This is a genomic window from Stutzerimonas stutzeri, assembly GCF_009789555.1.
GTDB lineage: Bacteria > Pseudomonadota > Gammaproteobacteria > Pseudomonadales > Pseudomonadaceae > Stutzerimonas > Stutzerimonas stutzeri_R.
Window position 1 is genome coordinate 222,417 of the sequence record NZ_CP046903.1, and the last position, 18,727, is coordinate 241,143.

Below are 18,727 nucleotides of genomic sequence, written 5' to 3' on the forward strand. Positions count from 1 at the left end.
CACAACGCCCAGATAGGTTCTGATCCATGTCCGCATCTATACCCTTGATCATCATCTCCACCGGCCTTGCTACTGCGCTAGCGGTAGGCGCTTACCAGCATTTTGAGACTGTGGGGGCACTTCAAGATCAGATTTCAGAGCTTGAGGTCGCGACTCAAAAACCTCTGACCTTTGAAGAAATGGACGAGCTGAAAAACATGTTCATCGGTGAAACGAGCAAGAGCGCTCCCAGCCAGGGGCAGGACGGTTCGGCCCCGGATAACTGGATCTATGGCAACACCAAAGCCCGCTTCACCCTGGTCGAGATGACGGATACCGAATGTCCCTACTGCAAGCAGCATTTCCCCGTTATCAAGTCGCTCATCGACTCATCTGGCGGGCATATCAACGCTGCGTTGATGCATGTGCCGGCCTTGTCTGAGGCATCCCGGCAGCAGGCGCTGGCGATTGAATGCGCCGGAGAGCAGGGTGGTTCAGAAACGGCATGGAAGTTTGCGCAGCGAGTGTTCGACACGACGAGGGGAAATGGGCAGGGAGTCGCCGCATCATTGAGCAGTTATGCAGCTGAGATGGACATCGACCGGCAGCGCTTCAGTCAATGCATGGATTCTTCGCAGGTAGTAGAGCGTGTCATAGCCGATATGGATCACGCGATTCGACTGGATATCAAGCAAACCCCCTCGACGATGGTGATCGACAACCTCACAGGCAACTCGATTGTTCTGCAGGGGGATAACTCATCCCATAAGGGCATCCTCGATGCCATGGAACAGGTCAGTAAAACAGGAGCTGCACAGTGAGTGACGAACCTACCAAGATCCCCGCGCATATCGACGAGCCGCCCTATCTGCTGTTCTGGCGTATAGACGAGGTTCTGCCCATCGGCGTTGGCCTGGTCGCCGGCATCCTGCTCGCACAGCTCACCATTTGCCTCGGCCTGGGGCTGGTCCTGGCGCGCATCTATCGTCGCTACTGTGACAACCGACCCGATGGTTATCTGCTGCATGCAATCTACTGGTACATGGGAGCCATTGGCTTCAAGCGCAACCGCAGCATGCCTAATTCATACGAGCGAGATTTTATCTGATGCTTCTATCCAATCTGAAAAACTCGTTCGACGGGATGCGAGGAGAAAACAAATTCCTGCGGCTGATCCTTTTTGCGATGACTGTCGCGCTGATTGCAAGCTCGTGCTCTGCCATGAAGAAAGATCAGATCATCACGGTGGTGCCTCCGACGCTGACTGAGACGGCGTGGGTAAGCAAGACCCAGAGCAGTAGTGAGTACACGACCGCGTGGGCCATGTATGTAGGCATGCTGCTGGGAAACGTAACGCCTGAGAACGCAACCATCATCAAGGATGCCCTGGGGCCAATCCTCCACCCTGATATTTACCAGTCCACGATGGAAGTGCTGGACAAGCAAATATTTCAGATACGTCAGGACAGGGTGACCCTCTCATTTGAGCCGCAGAAAGTGCTGCGCGATACCGTCAACGAGCACCGCTTCTTCATCACAGGCAACTCAGTCAGCGAAGGCCCAGCAGGTGGAAAGCGGCGATCAAACCGTACCTACGAGGTGGACCTTCAGATCAAGAACTACAAGCCAGTTATTACATGGATAAGCACAAATACCGGCGATGCTAGAACGCAGGATGTGATTGATCGTGAGGCGAAGAAGGCGCAGAAGATCAAAGAGCGTGAGGAGCGCCGGCGCGGTTGAATGGACCCTTGGCGTAGACAAACCCGGCTGAAGCCGGGTTTTTTTTGCTTACCAGAATGTTGTCGAATTAGAGCCCATGGCGCGCTCTCAACTCGGGAAAATGGGTCATCAGTGATCTGAGGCCTTTCGATGAAAACCCGACCGCAAAACAATCCATTCGCACTGGGCACGCTCGTCGCAGCGATGACCATCGCGCCGCTGGTGCACGCTAGTGAAGAAATCAAGATCCCTGGGCTGAACATGCCCGTGGCTGCAAGCGTTCAACCTGTTGAGCCGCAGACCGCGCCTGAGGCCAAACAGAACAAGCATGAGGGCCAAGTAAACCCTGGGCAATCCGCAGCTCCCGCTGAGGCCGCAGAGGCGCCCAAACGTCTTGTCCTGGTTGAGAACGGCGCCAAAGACCTACCCCCTGTTCCAGCCAGTGTCGTGCCGCATCGGCAGGCCCCGCACAAGCCGGTGGAAACTCGGCAGGATGTTGTCGTTGCATCAGGCACCAACACGCTGATCCCAATCAGTCGTTCCCAGATTAATCGGCTGGTTACGCCCTTCGACAGCCCGAACATCCAGACCGTAAGCCAGGCCGAAATCTCTACCAGCGGCAATGTCATCTACGTCACCACACAGGATGATCAGCCGGTCACGATGTTCGTGACACCTGAGGATGATGAGTCTGTCGCCATCTCCCTCACGCTTTTGCCGCAAAGCATTCCTCCGATTCAAGCAAACCTCATCTTCGCGCGCAGCATCCAGGGCGGGGCTGTGGGTATGCCGGCGATGGGCTCGACTGCCTACAGCGGAACCGCTCGTAAGTGGGAGCGCAGCCAACCCTATATGGACACCCTGCGTTCGCTCATGCGCGAAATGGCCGTGGGCAAGCTGCCTCGCGGATACAGCTTCGGAGCACTCAGATCGGGGGACAGCATCCCGGCCTGTGCTCAGCCAGCACTGAGCTTTGATTTCTCAAAGTCTCAGCTGATCCAGGGCCACGACTTTCGGGTTTACGTGGCTGTAGCGGAAAACATCTCTGGCAAAACCGTCGAGTTCGATCATGGCGCGTGCTCGCACCCGAATCGCGCAGCTGTAAGCAGTTGGCCTCATGAAATGCTTGAGCCAGGCCAGAAAACCGAAGTGTTTGTAGTAACGCGAGTCCCGGCCATCACCGCCGACACTTCCGTGCGCCCGAGCCTATTGGATTAAGGAGAACACAGTCCATGGAATCCATTCGCAACGCGATTGCAGGCTTGTCGCCAAAAACGAAGATGTACACCGCAATCGGCGGAACCGTGTTGGTAGTCGGTACGCTGGTCGGATACGCGATGAATCTCGCAACGCCTGAGGCGCGTTCCAGAGAGGCCGTGAGGCCAGCAGTTGCAGCTGTGCTTACCGACGAAGATCCGCGTGCTCTCGGTATCGATGCAATGGCTGCACAGCTTCGGCAGATGCAGATAGAGCAACAGCGCCTGCTGCGCACCCTTGGCGCCGCCGAGAAGGATCGCAAGCTGGTTGAAACACAGGAAAAAGTCACCAGCCTCGAAGAGCAGATCAAGCTGCTACATCAAGAGATTGGACGCGTTGGCCGCAACGCACAAAAGGACTCTGAAAGCAGCAGCAATGATGCCGGTGCAGTGAAGGAAGCCGCGACGACGTTGATCCCGGAGCGGAATCCTCACTTTGTGCAGAAGGCGACAAATTCAGCTGATGCCCTGGGAGACGTTTACTCGAATCTCCCGCCTCCACCGCCAGTCGATCCGCGCGCGCGGAGCAGTGAGAAGGTCGAGGCACCGAAGATCCGAGTCATCCGCAACGAGAAGGCCAAGGATGAAGATCAGGAGGATAAGGAGCTGTCGGTGACCATCCCGGCCGGCTCGATCCTTTCTGGCGTACTGGTTACCGGCATGGATGCACCTACCGGCAAACAGGCTCAGCGTGACCCATTCCCATCGCTGCTTCGAATCAAGAGCGAGGCCATTCTGCCCAACCGTTTCCGGGCCGATTTTCGTGAGTGCATGTTGATTGCAGGAGGTTGGGGCGACCTCAGCTCCGAGCGCGCATACATGCGAGCCGAGCGTATCTCCTGCGTGCGTAATGACGGCACGGTGCTTGAGGCCCCTATCGAAGCTTACGCCACTGGCGAAGACGGCAAGACGGGGCTTCGAGGGCGACTGGTCAGCAAGCAGGGGCAGCTCATCGCGCGCAGCCTGATGGCAGGCCTCATGGAGGGGGCCGCGTCAGCGTTTGATGTACGCCAGGTGCCATCGATCAACATCACCCGTGGTTTCCAGGACGGTGGTGAAACGCAGGCGCCTGTTTACGAGCAAGCCTTTGATTCGAATGCGCTGCAAGCCGCTGGCGCCCGTGGAGCTGGTTCGGCTTTGGAGCGCATTGCAGATTATTACCTCGAAATGGCAGAAAACATCTTTCCGGTTATTGAAATCGACGCAATGCGGAATGTTGATTTTATTGTAAACAAAGGGATGACAGTGAAATTTAACGCCACCACCCTGAAAGTTGCAGACGTTAATTAAGGAATTGGATATGTACAAACTAATTGCAATGTGTGCTGCAGCTTTCGTTGTGACTGGGTGCTCGAACATGCTCAGCATCGGCTCAACAGAATATGCTTGTAAGGGCATGCCGGAAGGGGTGTCTTGTATGTCAGCCAAGGACGTTTATAGCGCTACGGAAAACGAAAACTACAAGACCATGCTTCAGGCAGAGCAGCAAGCTGCGAAAGATGGCTCAGATAAAAGCGATAAGGTAGATGGAGAGCCAACTACTCGCGTCCTATATGCCGAAGGGGCAGACAACGCTCCCATCCCTATGCGCGCTCGAAACCCGCTTCCGATTCGCACCCAGGCTGTTGTTATGCGGATTGCAGTAGATCCTTGGGAAGATGAAAACGGTGATCTCTATGTGCCTGGCTTTATCTACACGGAAATTGAACCAAGGCGCTGGGAGATTGGGGCTCGGCAGACCTCAGCAGGGACTACGCTAAAACCTTTGGCGCGGTAAGACCGTTTGTAATCCTGTTAGCGTGGGGGAGTCATCTAAAATGAAGTTGCTTGAAGGCAGGCACCAATCTATATTTACCATTATATGTAGCAATACCACCAATAAATACTATGCCGCAGGTCGCTTAAGCCTAATATCCGCCTTTCATGAACATTTCGAACACAAACATAGCGCAGGTGCACTTTCAGCGCGTTACTGGGTGCGCGAACTATTTTCAATAATGATTTTGTTGCTGTTTGCGGCAATGGCGGATGCGGCACAGTTTCAAGGTGTTGCCGAGTGGGCGGGTGGTTCTCCCCCAGTGAATATGCCTGGAAGTCTTCAGTTAAATGCCAAGTACACCTTCAACAAACAGATATCCGGTTGCTCTAATATGATCGATAGGGGCTATATTGTCCCTGTTAGAGCATACTGGCGAAGAAAGGGGGCCTCTACGTATGAGCCTGTACTCATAATAACTGCAAATGGCAACACGCAATTCTCTGGGGGTATTTATGGAAGAGTTGTCGTATGTGGCGCAGGCATGACCACGTTTGATCTATCTATAAAAAATGTTGATGGAGGCTATACTAACAATCTTCCCACTACAGAGGGAGAGTATGAGCTTATAGTCTCGGTGGAAGAGTGGAGTACTCCGAGCAGTCTCGCGCATACACATTCATTTAACACCCTAAGTTATGCTATTGGGCAATTTAATAACCCTCCGACCGCACCTAATAAAACAATTACAACCACAGAAGATAAGGCTGTCTCCTTTGAGCTTAATGCGTATGACAAAGACGGTGATCACCTTACATATAGCGTGACCTCGCAGCCACACAGCGCACATGGCAGCGTGAGCTTGAGCGGCAATACAGCGACTTTCATTCCAAAGCCAAATTGGAACGGTACGACTACTTTCACCTATAGGGCCAATGACGGTAAGGCGAACTCCAACACCGCGACTGTCACGGTGACAGTGACCCCTGTGAACGACGCTCCATCGGTGAGTAACGCCACTCTGGCTCTCGACGAAGATACCGTTGGTGAACTCACGCTTGCTGTAACTGATGTGGATCTGCAGTTCGAGGGCGACAGCCATACTTGGAGCATCGTAACCGCACCGAACACCGCGCACGGCACAGCCAGCATTTCGGGCAACAAGCTGACCTTCACGCCGGTGAAAGACTGGAACGGGATTACGACGCTGACATACCGCGCCACCGATTCCAAATCAGCTACATCAAACACTGCCACCATCACCATCACAGTGCGGCCGGTGAACGATGCGCCTGTGGCAAGCAATCGCACTCTGACCACGGCAGAGGACACGGCCGGCACTGTGGTGCTGGTCGCTAATGATGTCGAAGGCGATACGCTTACCTACAGCCTTGTGACCGCGCCGAACAATGCCCACGGCACGGTAACGATTAGCGGCGACAGAGCTACTTTCACACCGAAGCCGAACTGGAACGGTACGACCACTTTCACCTATAGGGCCAATGACGGTAAGGCGAACTCCAACACCGCGACTGTCACGGTGACCGTGACCCCTGTGAACGATGCTCCATCGGTGAGTAACACCACTCTGGCTCTCGATGAAGATACCGTTGGCACGCTCACGTTGGACGTTGCAGATGTCGATCTGCAGTTTGAAGGCGACAGCCACACCTGGAGCATCGTCACCGCACCAAACAACGCGCACGGCACAGCCAGCATTTCGGGCAACAAGCTGACCTTTACGCCCGTGAAAGACTGGAACGGCACGACGACCCTGACATACCGAGCCACCGACTCCAAATCAGCCACATCCAACACTGCTACCATCACCATCACAGTGCGGCCGGTGAACGATGCGCCTGTGGCAAGCAATCGCACTCTGACCACGGCAGAGGACACGGCCGGCACTGTGGTGCTGGTCGCTAATGATGTCGAAGGCGATACGCTTACCTACAGCCTTGTGAACGCGCCGAACAATGCCCACGGCACGGTAACGATTAGCGGCGACAGAGCTACTTTCACACCGAAGCTGAACTGGAACGGTACGACCACTTTCACCTATAGGGCCAATGACGGAAAGGCGAACTCCAACACCGCGACTGTCACGGTGACAGTGACCCCTGTGAACGACGCTCCATCGGTGAGTAACACCACTCTGGCTCTCGACGAAGATACCGTTGGTGAACTCACGCTTGCTGTAACTGATGTGGATCTGCAGTTCGAGGGCGACAGCCATACTTGGAGCATCGTAACCGCACCGAACACCGCGCACGGCACAGCCAGCATTTCGGGCAACAAGCTGACCTTTACGCCGGTGAAAGACTGGAACGGCACGACAACCCTGACGTACCGCGCCACTGACTCCAAATCAGCTACATCAAATACTGCAACCATCACGATCAACGTGCGGCCGGTGAACGACAAGGCCGTGGTACACGAGAAAACTGCAAGCATTCCTGAGGACACGAGCACGACGATTCGTTTGACCGTTAGCGATGTTGACCTGGGTATCGAAGGCGATTCGCACACTTTTGACATCATCGGAACGCTCAACCCCGCCGAGGGTTCGTTCAGCTTTGCTGGCTCCGACATCACCATCACGCCGGCACAGGACTGGAACGGCACGCTGAGTCTGAGCTACCGCGCTCGGGACAGCCATGGTCTGTACTCAGAGCCTATGCCGATCACGGTCGAGGTCACCTATGTGAACGATGCTCCGACAGCGACTGAAGCCTTTATCCCTGCCAAGGAAGGGATGGCCAGTGACCATGTGCGCCCATCGGTAACCGATGTGGATCTGCCCTACGGCGACGAGCATTCTTTCGAGATCCTGACTCAACCGGCGAATGGCTCGGCCAAGTTGGTTTACGGCATGCTTGAGTACACGCCCAACCCGCAGTTCTTCGGAGAAGATAGTTTCACAATCCGGGCGACAGATAAGGCTGGGGCCAGCGTGGACGGCGTGGCCAATGTGGTGGTTGAGAAGTTCAACTATGCACCTACCGACATCGTGCCGGGTGAAGTGGTGCTGTACGCAGGCATCGGTGGCACCACGCAACTTCAGGCGACCGATCCTAATAACTGGGGATCGCACACGTTCTCGGTTGTGGGCCAACCCGAGGCCGGCACTGCGAGCATAGAAGGGAACACGCTGACACTGCGCACGGATGACGACAAACCGACCGTCATTCGGGTGAAGACGACCGACCAGGACGGAATGATCTTCGAGAAGGACATCAAGATCAGGTTTCAGTCGGCATGGGCGATGTTCGAGGGCCGGGAAGTCGAGCAGAGTGGTTCTGCACCTACGGTGCCGGCTGTCACCACTTTCATGACCTATCGCAACGGTAGCTATGGCCTACAGGTGAGCAGTCCCGAGCTGCTGGCTGCACTGGGTACCGATATTGTGGCGGCTGTATCGCCGGATTCTGCGGTGGGTGTGAAGCTTGAGCATCGCGACCTTGAGCCGGATCTAGGCATGCGGCTGACGCCTACCAAACTGCAGCCCAGTTATCTTGAGGCGAAGCTGGCGGGCCTGAAAGCGGGTGTGGATGGAACGGCGAATCTTTACCTTTCGCGTGCTGACATGAGCGGGCCGATCTATGCCATCCCTGTGAATGTCTGGACTCCGAAAGGCTCGCTGCAGGCTGACCGCTGGGAGGTAAAACAGGGGCTCGAAACTGCTCAGATAAGCTTCGCATCCGAGGGTTCCGCATGTGCGGTTCTGACATCCGAGCAGCTGGTCAAGCCGAAGAATGTCCTGCAGGAGCCTACCTGCTTGATCGAGTGGGAAATCACCCCTACGGAATGGCGCGACACCGGACATGCCAACCTGCTTTCTATGGTGGCTATTGGCGGCGAGGTCGGGCAGTTCCCGGTCAGAGCTAAGGCCTATGTGTTCGATCCGAAGGGAGGCAAACACTGGATCGCTGACTTTTCGCATGACCTGAAAGTGGTGTCGCCCACGGGCCTGCTGCAGCTCGGACTTAAGCCGGCGCCAGAGCAGACCTATCAGGCCGTGCAGGAGCTGTCGCTGCTGCTGCGCGCCCAGGACAACGATGTTTGCGAACTGACGACAAACGAAACGATTGCGCGCAATGCGGCGAAGAACTGGAACCGCTCCATGTGCTTTATACGCTGGACCGCGCTGCCCGAAGGACTGTCACAGAGCACCACTTGGCATGCACCTCAGTTGGTCGGGGCGGCGTCGGTACTGGGACAGCATTCAATCGCATGGAAAGCATCGGTATTCACGCCTAGCGGTCAGGAGGTTGATCTGACACATGGCGCCCATGAGGTAGAAGTCATCGAGCCGCCTGCCATCGAGATCGAACTGCCGCAGGAGAAGAAGATCGATGAGAACACCTACTGGGTGTCGCAGCGAGGAGGCTATGTCGGCAGCCTTTCCATAATGGCGCTGCCTGCGAGCATCGACCTCAAGCTCAGCCGTGACAGTACCGTTATTGAAAAGGGGACTTTCCCGAGCTATGGCCGTAACCAGCGGCTGATGCGCAGTCTCGAAGGCACGGAAAAGCCTCTGTGGAGCCTAACGCCGTTCAACATAGACGCGCGCTTTACCAAGCTGCCAGCGGTCGAGACGGTCAAGGAAGTACAGCTTTACGCTGTTCCGCACGAGCAGATTCTGCCAGTAATCCTTAACGACGAGCGGAGCGTTCTGGATAGCGTCGCGCTGCCGGTAAATGTCCAGATGCTCGATACCCAGTACCCGCAGGATGGTTACAACCTGGCGACGATGGGGGATTGGGACATTCGCCTGCTGATGACCTCTGCTGGCATCAACTATGAGCCGGTGACTGACTGGGAACCGATAAACGAGGAGGGGATTGCCAGCTTCGAGCTAGACCTTGCAATGCTGACGAACAAGGCGGTTCGGGTCATTGCTGAGGCGCGTGTGCGCTCGCCGCTGCCGGGCTATGAGTCAATTCGGCAGTCCAACTACCCGATGTTCCTGACCATATTAAACGGCGAACCGCTGGATGGCGTGATCCAAGCACTGCGCGTTATTGGTGTGGCCCCGCTGCGAAACACCTTCTATGCCATGACGGTGGATCGCTTCGAGGCAAAGGACGTGGGTGATGTTCGCTGGGAGATGAGCACGGACAACGGCGTCACCTGGGATACAGTCGAGAACACCGGCAAGATTCCGCAGCGTCTCTCGATGACGTTTGAGAAGGGCACTTACCTGCTTCGCGCTGAGATGACAAACCGGAACTCGGGAGCCAAGTCGATGACCCCCCAGATCGAGGTCATAGCCTACGAAGTCCCGACAGCGCGGCTAAAAGGACCGAGCAACGTCTTCATCGGCGACGTTGGAAGGTTTGTGCTGACTGACCTTAACGGTGAAACCCTAGACACTACAGGGATGGTCGTCGAGTGGTCAGAGGATCGAGGAGAGACATGGGTACAGGGCACAGGCGAGTACGAGCTGACGCGCGACCAGGCTGAGCGGGTCTACCTGATGAGCCGGGTGAAATTTGCGGATTCGCCTGATGACAGTCGCGTCTACAAGAGGCTGCGGGTAGGTGTTGCGTTTCGCGCAGTCCGACCGCCGCGAGTTCAAATCATCGGCCCTGGGCGTCCTGAGGTCGGAAAAGAGGCGACTTGGCGAGCCAATATGATGATGCCCTATCCGAAGATGGATCTGACCATGGATGGGTACTTCATTCTACCGACAGGGGAAGAAGTGCACGAACGTGAGGTGTCCTATACCCCGACCATGGAAGACTTCAACAAGGAGCAGAGCTTTTTGGGCTTCATGGGCTGGATCAACGGTTACGAGGACATGGGCGGTAAGGGTCTAACTCAGCAGCGGTTGATTTTCTGGTCGTATGACTGGCCTACCTGGGCGATCAAAGCCAGAATTTCGGCCGTCTACTCGCCTGCCGATCTTGACCTGCAGGTGCGTTCGCTCGGTCTGTTCAGGGAGTTTGAAGAGCTGGAAATGGACTGGGACATCCCGCCGTATCCAGGCCTTGAAATCATCAAGGACACTTCGCAGACAAGCCGCTCCCTGCGGATCACCGAGCCAGGCACTTACACCTTCGGTGTGCACGTAAGTGATGCGCGCGGCAACTACACCTACGCTGAAACTGAGCTGGAGTTCAGCGATCCACTGCCCTACGAGGTAACTCTTTCTTGGAGTGGCGATAACCAGGCCAATCGTGCTCCGTTGGGTGTTCTGATTCGACCAAGCATTACAGGAGGCCATCCAAAAGACCGAATTGAGACACGCACGTACACGCTCAATGGTGATCCTCTGGAGGGTTCGGGCAACTATGGCCGTGCCGTCTTGGACAAGGGTGAGCATACGGTACGGTTGGAGATTGGATCGATGATGGGTCATACCGCTTCTGGCGAGACGCATATCAAGGTCGAGTCCAATATCCCGCCGAGCTGCAGCATCGAAGTGGTCGAAGGTCGGTCAAGCTGGATCGCCCGCGCCAGTTGTGCCGATGAAGATGGGCGTATCGTTCGGCATCTCTGGTATATCGACGGCGTACAGCAGTCGCTATCGTCCAGTTCGATCTCGATACCGATGTGGCGCTACCCGAATGGGGAGCCGATAATCACGCTGATCGGCATCGACGACTCGGGCGCTGAGTCACCAACCGTGGCGAACTACTGATGGAAACAAGGGGCCACGCGATGGCCCCTTTTTTCGTGCCTAAAACTTACAACGATCTGGTCGAATACCGGCACAAATAGGCGTTTTGACTATGGACAATGGTTGCCGAGCGCAGGCCCTGCGCATATTTGAAGGAGCGACATGCGATGCAACTGAGTAAACCGGCAATGCAAACCCTTATCCTGGCTGGGGCCATGATCGCGGCCACCGCTGCGTTCGGCGGTACCGGCGGGGATGACTTCGACAGTGTGTGGATTCAGCTCACTGACTGGATGCAAGGCACCCTTGGCCGCATCATCATTGGCCTGATGGTGCTGGGTGGTATCGGTGCCGGCGCGCTGCGCCAGTCTCTGATGCCGTTTATCACAGGCGTGGGCGGTGGCGTTGGCCTCTACGCTGCACCGGACGTAATCGAGTCGATCATGACCGCAACCGTTCCTGCTACCCTGGATGTAATCGAAGCGCTGAACACCCTGCCGGTAGGGCTCTGAATCCGGGATAATCCCCTTCCTGAGCCTTCCGCCAAAGGCCGTCTAAACCGACCAGAATCTGGTAAGTTTAGACGGCCTTTTTCTTTCCCCTCTCCCTATCCTGTGAGCATCCTCCCCGAAGAGAAATGCTCATGCCCCGCGTTCTGATCTCCTCCATTTGTGCCTTGGCACTTGCCACAGCTACCACTACCGCGTTCGCGCAATCGAAAAAAGACAACATGGTAATTCTGCCTGCGGCGGGCATGGTTGCCATCGAGAAGGATGGCAAGTTCGCCGTGATCAGCGACAACGGCCGCTTCCTCATTCAGGGCATGCTGTACGACACCTGGACCCAGAAGGAGCTGAAGACCCTGCAAGAGGTCAAGGTCGCCGCCAACTACATCCCTATCGATAAGGCCAATGTGGGCTTTGAAGATCTGGCTCCGATGACTGTCGGTACCGGCGACAAGGCCATTACGATGTTCTCAGATCCGGCCTGCGGCTATTGCAAGGAAGTGATCGCCGAGGCGCGCAGTTCACTACCTGAAGGCTATCGGCTCGATGTTCTGATGCTCCCCCTGCTAAGCGACCGCAGCGCCTCCCGCACGAAAGAGTTGCATTGTGCTGAAGACAAGGCGGCTGCCTGGAAAGCTGGCGTGCAGGGTGACCTGACGACACCTCTGGCGCAGAAGCCGGAGGGGGCCTGTGATGTCGATGTGATTGGCAAGCGGCGAATTACCGCCCAGTTCCTTGGGGCACGCAACGTGCCCTTCCTGATTCGTGATGACGGCCTTACCCGCGAGGGCAAGCCGACTGAAGGGCTTCGTGCCTGGATTGAAAACAACCGAATCTGAGGAATCGCAAATGCTGTCGTCGTTCGCCGCGCTCATCAACCAGACCCCCCGGCTGTCGAAGCTGATCAACGGTCTAGCCTATGACCCGAACCTGCACCTGTTTCAATTGGCAGGCAATCGTCTCGGTTTCGCGTTCCTCTGCCAGCCGCTGGCCGGCTCCTCCGGTGACGAGGGGGCGCGCCTTAAAGCCGGCTTAACCGTGGACTGGCCTGAAGGAACCACGATTCAGTTTTCGCTGATCTGCACTGAAAACATCAACCGCATCAAAACGAGCTTCACGCGCATGCGTCAAGCATTCATGGAAGCCGGCAAGTTCGATATGAGCAAAGAGACTCTGGACTTGCTGCAGCGTGTTACCCATGCCCGTGCTGACTATCTTGCCGAGCGCACCTTGGAGCCGGTGGACAAGATCTCCGGGGTGCGTGTTCGTGAGCAGAGCTTGGTCATCTCGGTGACCATGCCGATATCCAATGCCACGCCTTCTATGACCGAAGCGACGCGAGCAAAGGATCTGTCGGACGGCCTGGGCACCTCGTTGGATAGTTGCGGCTTGGCCCCAGTGCCGCTGAGCAACGATCTGTACAAGGAAATCTTCACCTCACTTCTCAACCAGGGACAGCATGCCAGCTGGCGGGAAGATCCACAGATCACCGCAGACGAAGACAAGCCACTCAACGAGCAGATCCTAGACTTCAATCGCGCGGTTCAGGTCCGCCCAGACCGAATTCTGATCGGCGACGATTGCATGCTCAAAACGCTGAGCATCAAGAAGTTTCCCGACATCATGTGGCAAGGTGAGGCATCGCAATATCTGGCCGACATCATGTCCCAGCGCGGCGGTATTCGCGGAAACTGCGTGATTACCATGACGCTCTTCTTCCCCCCTCAGCTTGAAACGAAAGACAAGCTGTCACGCGGTCGAAGCTGGGCCATCAACCAGACCCAAGGCCCGATGGCCACCTTCGTTCCGAAGATCGTCCAGAAGCGAAACGCATACGAAACACTCTTCACTGATCTCGACAAGGGCCTGCCCAACGTACAGGCCGCAATGACACTGGTGGTGTTCGGTCGAGACAAGGAAGAGCTGACGCAGGCTACCTCCAACGCAAAAAGTCATTTCTCTACGCAGAGCTTCACCTTCATGGAGGACCGTTATGTCGTCCTGCCGGTGTTCATTAACGCGCTGCCGATGTGTGCGGACCCTGACGCGATCCGGGACATGTTCCGCTACAAGACAATGAGTCTGGCTCAGGCACTGCCGCTACTGCCTATTTACGGTGACTGGAAGGGTACCGGCACGGCCGTGGCGCCATTCATCTCGCGCAACGGGCAGCCCATATCGTTCCACCTGTTTGACTCGGACACCAACTACAACGGAACCATCGCTGCTCAGTCAGGCTCGGGCAAATCGTTCCTGACGAACTATCTGATCACGTCCTACCTGTCGATTGGAGCGAAGGTCTGGTGTATCGACGTGGGCCGTTCCTACCTGAAAACCTGCGAGGCCTATAACGGCGACTTTGCAGAGTTCGGCCAGGATTCGAAGCTGTGCCTCAATCCTTTCGAGCTGATCGAAGATTATTCCGAAGAAGAAGACGTGCTTGTTGGGCTCCTCGCCGCTATGGCAGCACCCACCGTGCCGCTGATCGACCGGCAGACGGCTGGCCTGAAGAAATATCTGACTCAGGTATGGGAGATCAAAGGCAAAGCGATGATCGTCGATGACATCGCCGAGGCTCTGCTGCAGGACGAAGATCCGCGAATTAACGACATCGGACACCAACTCTTCGCCTTTACCTCCAAGGGTCAATACGGGCGCTTCTTCAACGGCAAGAACAACCTCGACTTCCGCAACCCTTTCACCGTTCTGGAGCTGGAGGAACTGAAAGGGCGCACCCACTTGCAGCAGGTTGTGCTGCTGCAGCTCATCTACCAGATCCAGCAGGACATGTACCTCGGTGAGCGCGACCGGCCGAAGCTGGTAATCATCGATGAGGCATGGTCATTGCTGAGCCAGGGCAACGTGGGTGAGTTCATCGAGCATGGCTATCGCCGCTTTCGTAAATATGGTGGCAGTGCCATCGTGATCACGCAGGGTGTCAACGACCTTTATCAGAACAAGGTCGGCCAGGCTATCGCCGAAAACTCGGCTTTCACTCTGCTGCTGGGCCAGAAAGCCGAGGCCATTGACGCCATCCAGGAAAACAAGCGACTGCCGCTTGGAGACGGTGGTTTCCGCATCCTCAAGACCGTGAAGTCCTACAAGGGCCACTACTCCGAAATTTTCATGCTCACACCGCGAGGAGCGGGTATCGCGCGGTTGACGGTGGATGAATATTCGAAGCTGTTGTACTCGACGGCTCCCGAGGATGTTCAGGCGATCCGCAACTACACGATAGCCAATGTGCCTCAGCACGAGGCGATTCTTCGTGTGCTGCGAGATCGCGGTGTGGCCTTCAAGTCCAGCGCTTACGAGGAGGTCTGATGGGCCTTCTACGGTTTGACCCGGAACAGGCGGTTGTGCGAGCCGAGGCCCGCGTCGCGGCGAAAAAGCTTCGCGGTGCGCGGCCGATGCCAAGCGCACGATTCCTGATCAAGGGAAGCGTACTGTCCTTGGTTGTGGCCGGAATGATCGTTGGCCTCGCACATCGTTACAGCATCGCCATCGCACCGCAGGAATACCTGTGCCTACCGCCATATCGGATCTGGATCATCGACAAAGGCGACCGCGAGCCTGTGAGGGGCGGCATTTACGCCTTTCATTCGGTGGGCCTCGGTCCGATCTTTCAAGACGGAACGAAGATCGTAAAGGTGCTCGAAGGTATGCCCGGCGACACCGTGAAAGTGGAACTAGAGCAGACCACGATCAATGACCAGGTGGTCGGGGAGGGACTTGCCGTAGCCACCGAGAAGGGGATCGATCCGCAGCGATACGTGCGCGAGGGGGTGATCGCCCAGGACCGTTACTGGTTCTTCGGCAAGACCAATGACTCTTTCGACTCTCGCTATTGGGGATCGGTCAAGGGTGAACAGATTGTGGGAAGGGCATACCCGATATGGTGAAGCACCTCGTTGGCGTGGCCATAGCGCTTGCGCTCTCTACCTCAGCAGTGGCCGGTGACCTTGGCATCAAGCCAATCGATATCAGCACGATGGACCCGCAAATACTGGAACAGGCCCGGCAGGCTGTCAGCGATGGGGAGAGTGCTCGCCAGCAGATCCCCGAGACAGAAACGCAATGGATTGAGCGGCTTGCTTCGCAAAGCCCCGTGCAGCCTGAGCAGCTGCAGGGTGCCGGTAACTCCGAGCAGCCCAGCAAGAAACATCCGCTGGGTGAAGGCGTGCGCACGCTGATCTTTGTTTCCTGGTCGCTAGGCGCCACGGCCATCAAGGACATCTTGACCAGCTACGATGGACGCCCTGCAACAGGCATCGTCTTCCGGGGCATCCCTGAAGGCATGAAGATGGTCGATGCAGTCACCAAGATGCACATGCTCACGCAGGAAACGCAGAGCCAGGTTAGCGTGCTGCTGGACCCGCTCGCGTTCCAGCGACATGGCATCGAAACCGTGCCGGCTATCGTCCTGGAAGGTGAGAGCGACGAGCTGCTGGTGAAGGCCTCAGGGATCTCTTCGACTCGCCTGGTCGATCAGGCGCTGTCGGAATCGGGCGAGAAGGGGCGCGACCTCGGTGTGTATGGACCAACCAGCGAAATCATTGAGCCTGATTTCCTGCAGGTGGCCAAGGCACGCATCGAAGCGCTGGACATGGAGGCCATGAAGAAGCGCGCTGTCGATCGTTTCTGGCATACCCAGACCGGCACACCACTCCCGCCCGTTACTACGCCCGCAACACGGTTCGTGGACCCCAGCGTCATCATTCCTGCTGACCTCAAGGACGCAAACGGCAACGTGGTGCAGAAAGCGGGGCGAATAAATCCGCTGGAAATGATGCCGTTCAATCAGAAACTCGTTGTGATCGATCCCACGCAAGCTTGGCAGGTTCGGCTTGCCCAGCGGGAATACGAGGCGCATGGCGATGAGCTGTTTGTGACGGTGATGGCGACACAAATACCGCCTTCCTCTGGCTGGGATCTTTTCCAGACTGTGGAGGACGCGATCAATGGCCCCTTGTACCTGCTGCCGGGTGACATGGCGCAGCGCTTCCAAATCCTGCGAGCACCATCGGTCGTGACGGCCGAGGGACTAATGTTCGCGGTGCGCGAGTACACCCGAGATGAGCTTGAAGGAGCAGAAAAGTGATGAGGCGGATCAAACGGTTCCTGCCGGCAATAGCGGCGTGCTTGTTGGTGATCTTCTCCCTACCAGGGACAGCATCAGCTGCTGATGCGATGTGTGAGGACTCTGGCATTTTCGGGCCAAAGCTGTTCACTGATATTTGCTGGGCGTGCCTGTTTCCCATCAAGGTTTCCGGTGTGCAGATCACCCCCGGCACAGCTCCGGCGAAAGCCTCGAAGCAGGTGTTCTGCGTCTGCCAAGAAGGCACATCGGGCATCTACAAGCCGGGCATCATCACAGCAATGTGGGAGCCAGCGCGCATCGTTGAGAATGTCCGTAAGCCCGGCTGCTCGCCCACTCTCGGTGGAGTCACCCTGCCACTTGGCTCCAAGCGTTCCTATGGCCGGCTGGTACAGGACCATGCAAAGCGCGATGACATGGAAGACGGGTCTTTCTACCAGACTCACTACTACGCCTTCCCCTTGCTGCAGATCCTCGACCTGTACACGCCGACCAAGTGCAATCCTGATGGCTATCTGGACGTGGACATCATTTCCTTCACCGAAATTGACCCAACCTGGGGGAACGCAACGCTAGCTTTCTTCCAGCATCCTGAATCTGCAGCGGTGGCCAACCCGGTGGCACGCGCGGCATGTGCCGTCGAGTCTGGCGCCCTGGCCGCTGGCAAGGAGCCCCTGGAGTCGATGTGGTGGTGCTCCGGCACCTGGGGCGGGATATATCCGCTGACGGGCCATGTATCAGCGCAGGACTTCAATCGCACCTCTGCATTGATCAGTGCCCGCTTGCTGAGCCAGCAGCACCGTCGCGGACTGGCCAGAAGAACGATGGGTGACGAAAACGTCTGCACGGCTGGCATTTACCCAACCATTCCGAAATCCCAGTACAAGTTCGCACAGTTCTGGCCCAAAGCGATGACGCAGGAGGGGATGTGGATCGGTGAGCACCCCTACCACTGGGACGGCGGCACGAATCGACACATTCCCGGCACCCTCAACGACAGCATGTACATGATCTGGCGATGGACAGATTGCTGCTCAAAACTGTAGTGAAGCGCTAACAAATGACTGACTTTCTCTCTCTCTATCTCCCGCCAACCATCGCGATGGTCATCCTGGCAGGCTTTCTTCACGTTCGTCTCATGGAGACGCCTGCATACCGGGGCTGGTGGGGCGAATACAAGGTCAACCTGATGCTGCGGCTGTGCTTGAGCGGCGAATACACCGTGTTCGCTAACGGCATCTACCGGGGAAAAAACAAGGGTGAAAGTACCCAGATCGATCATGTGGTGGTTTCCCGCTACGGGATTTTCGTTCTGGAAACCAAGGCCTACAAGGGCAAGATCGTCTACGACCCCCTGCAGCCAGAGCAGTGGCTGCAGATCGTTGGGCGGCGCAAATACAGGATGCAAAGCCCTTTGCTACAGAACTATGCCCACGTCAAAGCTGTTCAGCAGGTTGCAGGAGTCCACAGCACGAAAATCTTCAGCTACGCGGTCATGGCGGGAAGTGCAGACTTTCCAAATGGCAAGCCTGAGCGCGTCTATGGCATCTGGGAAGCGGTGCGCAAGATCCAGAGCTACAAAACACCTATCTTCTCCAGGCGGCACACGGACGATATCTGCGCGTCATTGCGCCGTAGGCGCATCAGAGGGGGGTATTGGGCCGGCAAACGTCATGTTGAACGGCTACAGGCCCAGACGAAAGGAGGCAGGAAGGATGCGGATCAGGGGTTGTAGTAGAGGTAGATTCCGATGGGAATGCCAGCAATAGAGCCCAGCAGCATGCC

At 56.5% G+C, this 18,727-nt stretch carries 14 protein-coding genes; all 14 read left to right on the top strand.

The window, feature by feature from the left end; translation table 11 throughout:
- Positions 1 to 26: 26 nt before the first annotated feature.
- A complete protein-coding gene (locus GQA94_RS23015; RefSeq protein WP_019406472.1) occupies positions 27 to 800 on the top strand; it encodes a DsbA family protein in 774 nt (257 codons plus the stop codon).
- Positions 797 to 1,087, top strand: coding sequence for a type IV conjugative transfer system protein TraL (traL, locus tag GQA94_RS23020; RefSeq protein WP_019406471.1), 291 nt, complete (start codon positions 797 to 799; stop codon positions 1,085 to 1,087). The genes GQA94_RS23015 and traL overlap by 4 nt, the downstream gene beginning before the upstream one ends.
- Positions 1,087 to 1,722, top strand: a complete 636-nt coding sequence (locus tag GQA94_RS23025) for a TraE/TraK family type IV conjugative transfer system protein (protein WP_063542787.1) — start codon at positions 1,087 to 1,089, stop codon at positions 1,720 to 1,722. Before traL ends, GQA94_RS23025 begins: the two co-directional genes overlap by 1 nt.
- 129 nt (positions 1,723 to 1,851) lie before the next feature.
- Positions 1,852 to 2,919 carry a TraK domain-containing protein gene (locus GQA94_RS23030; protein ID WP_125878294.1) on the top strand — a complete coding sequence of 356 codons (1,068 nt, stop codon included), beginning with the start codon at positions 1,852 to 1,854 and terminating at the stop codon, positions 2,917 to 2,919.
- A gap of 14 nt (positions 2,920 to 2,933) precedes the next feature.
- A complete protein-coding gene (locus GQA94_RS23035) occupies positions 2,934 to 4,247 on the top strand; it encodes a TrbI/VirB10 family protein (RefSeq protein ID WP_063542791.1) in 1,314 nt (437 codons plus the stop codon).
- A 10-nt stretch (positions 4,248 to 4,257) separates the two neighbouring features.
- Positions 4,258 to 4,734: a type IV conjugative transfer system lipoprotein TraV gene (traV, locus tag GQA94_RS23040; RefSeq protein WP_063542793.1), complete on the top strand. Its 477-nt coding sequence runs from the start codon at positions 4,258 to 4,260 to the stop codon at positions 4,732 to 4,734.
- Between the two features lie 40 nt (positions 4,735 to 4,774).
- Positions 4,775 to 11,359 carry a tandem-95 repeat protein gene (locus tag GQA94_RS23045; RefSeq protein ID WP_158190236.1) on the top strand — a complete coding sequence of 2,195 codons (6,585 nt, stop codon included), beginning with the start codon at positions 4,775 to 4,777 and terminating at the stop codon, positions 11,357 to 11,359.
- Positions 11,360 to 11,505: 146 nt separating this feature from the next.
- Complete coding sequence (traA, locus tag GQA94_RS23050) at positions 11,506 to 11,850, top strand: TraA family conjugative transfer protein (RefSeq protein ID WP_026012508.1); 345 nt, start codon at positions 11,506 to 11,508, stop codon at positions 11,848 to 11,850.
- Between the two features lie 131 nt (positions 11,851 to 11,981).
- The gene (locus tag GQA94_RS23055) at positions 11,982 to 12,683 is read left to right on the top strand and encodes a DsbC family protein (RefSeq protein WP_173425588.1); all 702 of its coding nucleotides are present in this window, start codon (positions 11,982 to 11,984) and stop codon (positions 12,681 to 12,683) included.
- Positions 12,684 to 12,693: 10 nt separating this feature from the next.
- Entirely contained in the window at positions 12,694 to 15,168 is a 2,475-nt protein-coding gene (traC, locus tag GQA94_RS23060) for a type IV secretion system protein TraC (RefSeq protein ID WP_019406556.1), read from the top strand.
- Complete coding sequence (locus GQA94_RS23065) at positions 15,168 to 15,746, top strand: S26 family signal peptidase (RefSeq protein WP_019406557.1); 579 nt, start codon at positions 15,168 to 15,170, stop codon at positions 15,744 to 15,746. The genes traC and GQA94_RS23065 overlap by 1 nt, the downstream gene beginning before the upstream one ends.
- Positions 15,740 to 16,945 carry a TrbC family F-type conjugative pilus assembly protein gene (locus tag GQA94_RS23070; RefSeq protein WP_019406558.1) on the top strand — a complete coding sequence of 402 codons (1,206 nt, stop codon included), beginning with the start codon at positions 15,740 to 15,742 and terminating at the stop codon, positions 16,943 to 16,945. Before GQA94_RS23065 ends, GQA94_RS23070 begins: the two co-directional genes overlap by 7 nt.
- Positions 16,945 to 17,988 (top strand): TraU family protein, encoded by a 1,044-nt coding sequence (locus GQA94_RS23075; protein WP_019406559.1) that lies wholly within the window; start codon positions 16,945 to 16,947, stop codon positions 17,986 to 17,988. Before GQA94_RS23070 ends, GQA94_RS23075 begins: the two co-directional genes overlap by 1 nt.
- Before the next feature lie 14 nt (positions 17,989 to 18,002).
- Positions 18,003 to 18,677, top strand: coding sequence for a nuclease-related domain-containing protein (locus tag GQA94_RS23080; protein ID WP_063541250.1), 675 nt, complete (start codon positions 18,003 to 18,005; stop codon positions 18,675 to 18,677).
- Positions 18,678 to 18,727: the final 50 nt, after the last annotated feature.